We start from the raw sequence: 6,478 nt of genomic DNA, 5'->3' as shown, positions 1-6,478 counted from the left end.
ACATAGGTACCAGTTTAATATTTAGTATCCTCTTTTTATAACAAAAAAACTGCTTGATCATGGCAAAAGGCATGAGCAAACAGTATTAGCTTACTTTTAGAAATCATTATAACCATTTATCAGCCCAAGTCTCAACGGTTTTTAATGCCTTTCCCAATTCATGTCCCTTTTTTGTTAGGGAATACTCTGTACGTACGGGACGATCCGTAATAACATTGCGCAGAACTAAACCGCAATCTTCTAGTTCTTTTATCCTTTCGTTAAGCATTCTTTTACTTAAATCAGGGATATTTGCATGTACTTCACTAAAGCGTTTTGGACCTTCCATTAACGTATGAACGATTAAACCCATCCACTTTTTACCGATCAAATGATACGACTCTTCAACCTTCGAACATATTCTTTCCTGAATATCTTTTTCCACCATGACAAAACACCTCCAAAAGTAGTAATTATCTATATATACAAAAAGTAACAAGGTAATATAATGTATAATTAAATTATATCCTAAAGAACACATTTTATAAATGGGAATATATGAAGTAATTGTGACAATATTAGTAGATTACACCACGATGATAAAAAATAATAATTTGTTAATAATTAATAAAGTAGTTACTAGTTGACTAAAAGTAACCTCTGGTGTAATATTGGTTACATAAAGTAACCTTAAAGTTTCACCAAATAAAATAAAATGATTTATTTGAAAAGGAGAGATAGAAAATGATGCAAGTATTAGATGCAAAAATGATTGATACCAAGTCAGGATTAGAAACGTATTTAGATATCCCAAAAAATGTCCATGTAGCGGATCTGCACGTTCCGACAGAGGACAGTCCCTTTTTCGATATAAAGATAGGTATTGAATATTATCGTTTGATTGATCAAAATTATTATGATAACCAGGTTAACTACTTTTGGATAAGAATACATCCAGAAAAGAATACAATTACTTTATTAGAACCTGAAATTCAAAACATTTTTAGTATAAAAGATGTAAATGAGAGAGTAGCAACTAAGAAATTAATTGGAGAATGGTTAATCAACACAAATGCGTTTAAGTCTTCTATTAAAACTTTAATTAAAGAAATGAAATCTAAAAATGTCGTAACAGAAAAAGATATTCGAGAAACAGTACGTACCATTGAATTATTAGAAAAAACACTTGATCTGAAAACAGAGGATATATTAAGGGCAGAAGTAAAAAAAGCTGGTTAGGTGATTGACAAATGTGTTTTTATGTATTAATATTATCTTGAATCCGAGATAAATTAATTCGAGATTTTATTTTTCAAGGAGGTGCAAGCATGGAAAGAAAATGCACAAACCAACCATTTTTGATTTTAATGAAAACATCAAGAGCGCTCCAAGAGAGAATTAGAGACGATATGATGAAAAATAACATTAGCATAACTGAGTTTTCGGTACTAGAAGTGCTATTTCATAAAGGGATACAAACCATTCAACAAATTGGAAAAAGTGTACTGATCACAAGCGGTTCAATGACATATGTAATCGATAAATTAGAACAAAAAGGATTACTAAGGAGAAGTGCTTGTCAAGAAGATCGACGCGCAATACATGTATCATTGACTGATGCTGGTAATGAAATCATGAATAAAATTATGCCTGAACATGAGGGTTTCGTTGATAATGTTTTTGATTCACTGAATGCTAATGAGGTGGATACTCTGATAGATTTATTACAAAGAGTAAAAGAAAAAGTGGAAAAATAATAATTCAATATAGTAAAGATATTTTTTTTTGTAATATATCTTGAAATCAAGATACTCTAATTAAAGATTAAATGACATGAAGAATGATTTAATTTAATTAGTAAAACCTGATATTAAATTACAAATAGGAGTGTTATAAATTGAGTAAAAAGACAATGGGTATTCACCATATTACAGCGATAGTAGGTCACCCACAAGAAAACGTGGATTTTTATGCAGGGGTTTTAGGATTACGTTTAGTAAAGCAAACAGTTAATTTTGATGATCCAGGCACGTATCATTTATATTTCGGTGATGAAGGAGGAAATCCAGGGACAATTATTACATTTTTCCCTTGGGCAGACGCCTATCAAGGAAAAATTGGCGATGGTCAAGTAGGTGTTACATCTTACGCAGTTCCAAGTGGCGCATTAAAATTCTGGGAAAAAAGATTACAAAAGTTCAATGTTCCTTTCACTAAAATAAAACGTTTTGGAGAAGATTATCTGGAATTTGATGATCCACATGGACTTCACCTTGAAATCGTGGAGAGAGAAGAGGGAGAAATCAATCCTTGGACATTCGGAGAAGTAACACCAGAAGTAGCGATAAAAGGTTTTGGTGGCGCAATATTATTTTCATCACAGCCTGATAAAACCGCTGAATTACTAGAAAAAGTAATGGGTCTTGAAAAGGTAGATAGTGAAGGAGATTTTGTACGTTTCCGTTCTACAGCCGACATTGGAAATATCATAGACCTAAAGGCGGCTCCGACCGGAAGAGGACAAATGGGTGTTGGAACGGTTCACCACATCGCATGGAGAGCTATTGATGACAACGACCAATTAGATTGGCAAAAATATGTTGCTGAAAATGGCTACGGAGTAACTCCAGTACAAGATAGAAATTATTTCAATGCCATTTACTTTAGAGAACATGGCGAAATTCTATTTGAAATTGCAACAGATCCTCCTGGATTCGCTCACGATGAATCACGCGAAACAATGGGAGAACAATTAATGTTACCTGCACAGTATGAACAATATAGAGAGCAGCTCGAACGTAGTTTAATACCTATTAAAGTGAAAAAATTAGATTAGTAGGGTCAAGGGGACAGGTACATTGTCCCGCCATTATGAATGAAAAACTTTTTGGGACGCGGGACCTGTCCCTCCGTCCCAATGAATGGAGAGAATGGGATGCAAAAAACATCTGGTATCCATCATATAACTGCAATGGTAAACGATGCGCAAAGAAATATTGATTTTTATGCAGGGGTACTTGGGCTAAGACTTATTAAAAAAACGATTAATTTCGATCGCCCAGAGGTTTATCACCTTTATTTTGGGAATGAAACTGGTAAACCAGGAACGGTCATTACCTTTTTTCCATGGCCCAAACAGCTAAAAGGCCGAATTGGAATGGGGCAAGTAGGAGTCACAAGCTACTCCATTTCGCCTGGTTCGTTAGAGTTTTGGGAGAAGCGTTTGCGAAAGTTTGGTATTGATTTCAGGTCTTCCAACCGCTTTGGTGAACGATATGTAGCATTTAATGATCCAGACGGACTGGAGCTTGAACTAATCGAACGAAACGAAGGTCCAATCAATAATTGGAGTTTCGGTGAGATTAAAGCTGAGAATGCAATAAAAGGTTTTGCTGGGGCTACTTTAATTTCCGCACAACCCAATAAGACTGCTGAAGTTCTTGAGAATGTATTAGGTCTTACATGTATTGGCGACGAAGAAGGTTTTCTTCGATTCAAGTCTGAAGCATTGCTTGGAAATATCATAGATATTAAGTTAACTCCTTCGGTTAGAGGTCTAATGGGGGCAGGTACGGTTCACCATATCGCATGGAGAGCTAGTGATGAAGAAGATCTGCTTAGATGGAGTAATCTCCTTAAAGAGAAAGGGTATCATCCAACAGAAATACGCGATCGAAACTACTTTAAGGCTGTGTATTTTCATGAAGAGGGAGGAATCCTCTTCGAAATTGCAACCGACCCACCAGGTTTTTCAGTAGATGAGCCAACCGATGATCTAGGTAAAAAACTAATGCTGCCCTCATGGTTAGAGGCAAAGCGAGAAGAATTAGAAGAGACCTTGCCTCCGGTGGAGGTTCGTGTTTTAGAAGGAGATAAGTGATGAAACATATTTTTAATAAGGGTACAAACCCTCAAAAACCTACTTTACTGTTACTTCACGGTACTGGTGGAAACGAATTGGATCTGTTGCCTCTTGCAGGGAGAATTGATGATGAAGCCTCAGTATTAAGTGTACGAGGAAATGTGTTAGAAAATGGAATGCCACGTTTCTTCAAGAGATTGGCGGAAGGTGTCTTTGATATAGAAGACCTTATTTTCAGAACGAAAGAATTGAACGAGTTTCTTGATGAAGCAGCCGAAAAATATGAATTTGATCGTAAGAACATCCTTGCAATTGGATATTCAAATGGAGCCAATATAGCGGCTAGCCTTTTATTTCACTATCAAGATGCATTAAAAGGTGCAATTCTTCATCACCCTATGGTTCCTCGAAAAGGAATTGATCTTCCAAACCTTACAGGAAAGTCAGTATTTATTGCAGCTGGAACAAATGATCCAATCTGCTCTCCAATGGAATCCGCAGAGCTACAATCTTTATTAGAAAAGGCAAATGCAACTGTAGAAATTCATTGGGAAAACAGAGGTCATCAGTTGACAGCGACAGAAGTAGAAGCTGCTGCACAATGGTATAAAAAGTTTTAATAAACAAATAATTGGTAGGAGAAGAGAAAATGGTACAAAAAAACGAAATTGGAGCACTAATTTTACGAGTTACATTGGGAATACTATTTTTCATACATGGGTTAGTAAAATTCCAAGGAGGAATTGAGAATACTGTTGGATGGTTTGAGAGTATTAATATACCTGGATTTATGGCCTATGGAGTTGCTTTATTTGAAGTCATTGGAGGTATAGCTTTAATCATCGGATTTGCTACTAGACTTGTCTCAGTTTTATCTGCTTTATTAATGGTCGGTGCAATTATTATGGCTAAAATTCCAGTTGGTATATTAGGAAACGGGCAAATGGCAGGGTATGAATTAGATTTGGCATTTTTAGCAATAGCGGTTTATCTCGCGATTAATGGAAGTAAATTATTATCACTACATCAATTGCTTTTTAATGAGAATTCAAATGAGGTAAAAAGAGCAGCTTAAAAAGGAATGTAATTTAAAAAAGGCGGAATAATAGGAGGTGTGTTAAATGGGCTTTTTATCAAAACTGTTTGGTAATTCATCAGAAAAGGAGACAGTAAAGATGTCAAATGTTAAATTAGCAGTCATTTTTTACAGCATGGGTGGAACAAACTATCAACTAGCAAAATGGGCTGAAGAAGGAGCAAGAGAAGCAGGGGCTGAGGTTAAAGTGTTGAAGGTCCAAGAATTAGCTCCTGAATCTGTTATACAAGGAAATGATGTATGGAAAGCAACGGTTGAAGCAACGAAAGACGTTCCAGTAGCAACATCAGCTGATGTAGAGTGGGCAGATGCCATTATATTCAGTGTACCAACACGATTTGGTAATATGCCTTCACAAATGAAACAGTTTCTTGATACTCAGGGTGGACTTTGGGCTACTGGCAAAACGATTAATAAGGTTGTTAGTGCGATGTCTTCAGCTCAAAATCCACATGGTGGTCAAGAAGCAACAATCCTTTCATTATACACAAGCATGATGCACTGGGGAGCGATTATTGCAACTCCAGGTTACACGGATCCAGTAATATTTGGAGCTGGAGGAAATCCGTACGGAACAAGTGTTACTGTAGGTCAGGATGGAAAAATGATTGAGGATGTACAGGCAGCTGTAAAACACCAAGCAAAACGTACTGTTAATGTAGCTGAATGGGTGAAAAAAGCAAATCAGTAATGTAATTCTAAAGAGCTAATCAAGTATAGCTGATTAGCTCTTTTTTTATCTTCTACTTATTCTGAAGTAGGTGAAAATTGACAAAATATGCTTTTTGATATATATTTATCTTGATTTCAAGATACTTAGAGGTGAGACAAAATGATTCGAAGATATCCAGCGGCATCTCGTTACTCTGTTAAGAATGATTGGTTGGAGAGTAATCTTAGTTTTTCATTTGGTGAATACTATGATGAATCAAATATCAGTTTCGGTCCGCTTCGTGTTTTTAATGATGACACAGTACAGGCGGGAAAAGGATTTGGTATACACCCACATAGAGAAGCGGAAATTGTATCGATTGTATTGCGTGGTCAACTAAAGCATGAGGATAGTCTGGGGAATAGTGGGATATTACAATATGGAAATGTTCAGTGTATGACTGCGGGAACAGGTTTACTCCATTCTGAAATGAATCCTTCTACAGAAGAGGAATCAAGCTTTTTACAGCTATGGTTTAAACCAACTCATAAGCAATTATCTCCTTCCTATGAGGATATTGCTTATGATACGGATTCAATGAGGAATAAGTTGTTACCAATCGTTTCTTCAACCCCAACCAATGGAGTGGCAAACATTCATAGTGACGTTACATTATACCTGTCCAAATTGGATGCAGGGGAAGAGATTGTCTATCAACAGGAACAAGGTAGGAAAATGTATGTTTTTGTGATAGATGGCGAGCTTATTTTAAATGATGATGTGGTTGTTGAAAAAAGAGACAGTGCACGTATTACTGAACTAAATGAACTTACATTAAAATCAACGAAAGAAACCTTCTTTTTATTGATAGATTTGGGTGGTGCCTAAT

At 36.0% G+C, this 6,478-nt stretch carries 9 protein-coding genes; 8 read left to right on the top strand and 1 reads right to left on the bottom strand.

From position 1 onward, the window contains the following. Positions 1 to 106: 106 nt before the first annotated feature. The gene (locus V7112_RS09570) at positions 107 to 427 is read right to left on the bottom strand and encodes a winged helix-turn-helix transcriptional regulator (RefSeq protein WP_335418253.1); all 321 of its coding nucleotides are present in this window, start codon (positions 425 to 427) and stop codon (positions 107 to 109) included. Between the two features lie 296 nt (positions 428 to 723). On the opposite strand from V7112_RS09570, the gene V7112_RS09565 reads away from it, so the two are divergent. The 8 genes from V7112_RS09565 (at position 724) to V7112_RS09530 (ending at position 6,477) form a co-directional block, all read left to right on the top strand. Beyond that, entirely contained in the window at positions 724 to 1,218 is a 495-nt protein-coding gene (locus tag V7112_RS09565) for a hypothetical protein (RefSeq protein ID WP_335418250.1), read from the top strand. Positions 1,219 to 1,307: 89 nt separating this feature from the next. Continuing rightward, entirely contained in the window at positions 1,308 to 1,736 is a 429-nt protein-coding gene (locus tag V7112_RS09560; protein ID WP_335418248.1) for a MarR family winged helix-turn-helix transcriptional regulator, read from the top strand. A gap of 140 nt (positions 1,737 to 1,876) precedes the next feature. After that, complete coding sequence (locus tag V7112_RS09555; RefSeq protein WP_335418246.1) at positions 1,877 to 2,815, top strand: ring-cleaving dioxygenase; 939 nt, start codon at positions 1,877 to 1,879, stop codon at positions 2,813 to 2,815. Between the two features lie 99 nt (positions 2,816 to 2,914). Continuing rightward, on the top strand, positions 2,915 to 3,859 hold the full coding sequence (locus tag V7112_RS09550) for a ring-cleaving dioxygenase (RefSeq protein ID WP_335418244.1): 945 nt from the start codon (positions 2,915 to 2,917) through the stop codon (positions 3,857 to 3,859). Then, positions 3,859 to 4,461: an alpha/beta hydrolase gene (locus tag V7112_RS09545; RefSeq protein WP_335418242.1), complete on the top strand. Its 603-nt coding sequence runs from the start codon at positions 3,859 to 3,861 to the stop codon at positions 4,459 to 4,461. The genes V7112_RS09550 and V7112_RS09545 overlap by 1 nt, the downstream gene beginning before the upstream one ends. A 29-nt stretch (positions 4,462 to 4,490) precedes the next feature. Then, on the top strand, positions 4,491 to 4,916 hold the full coding sequence (locus V7112_RS09540) for a DoxX family protein (protein WP_335418240.1): 426 nt from the start codon (positions 4,491 to 4,493) through the stop codon (positions 4,914 to 4,916). 100 nt (positions 4,917 to 5,016) lie between these two features. Next, complete coding sequence (wrbA, locus tag V7112_RS09535; RefSeq protein WP_335418261.1) at positions 5,017 to 5,628, top strand: NAD(P)H:quinone oxidoreductase; 612 nt, start codon at positions 5,017 to 5,019, stop codon at positions 5,626 to 5,628. 141 nt (positions 5,629 to 5,769) lie between these two features. Next, positions 5,770 to 6,477 carry a pirin family protein gene (locus V7112_RS09530; protein ID WP_335418238.1) on the top strand — a complete coding sequence of 236 codons (708 nt, stop codon included), beginning with the start codon at positions 5,770 to 5,772 and terminating at the stop codon, positions 6,475 to 6,477. Position 6,478 lies beyond the last annotated feature (1 nt).

Source organism: Bacillus sp. JJ1566, assembly GCF_036962685.1.
Classification (GTDB): Bacteria; Bacillota; Bacilli; order Bacillales; family Bacillaceae_L; genus Ferdinandcohnia.
The sequence above is the reverse complement of the archived record's forward strand: the minus strand, read 5'-3'. Positions and strand labels throughout refer to the sequence as shown.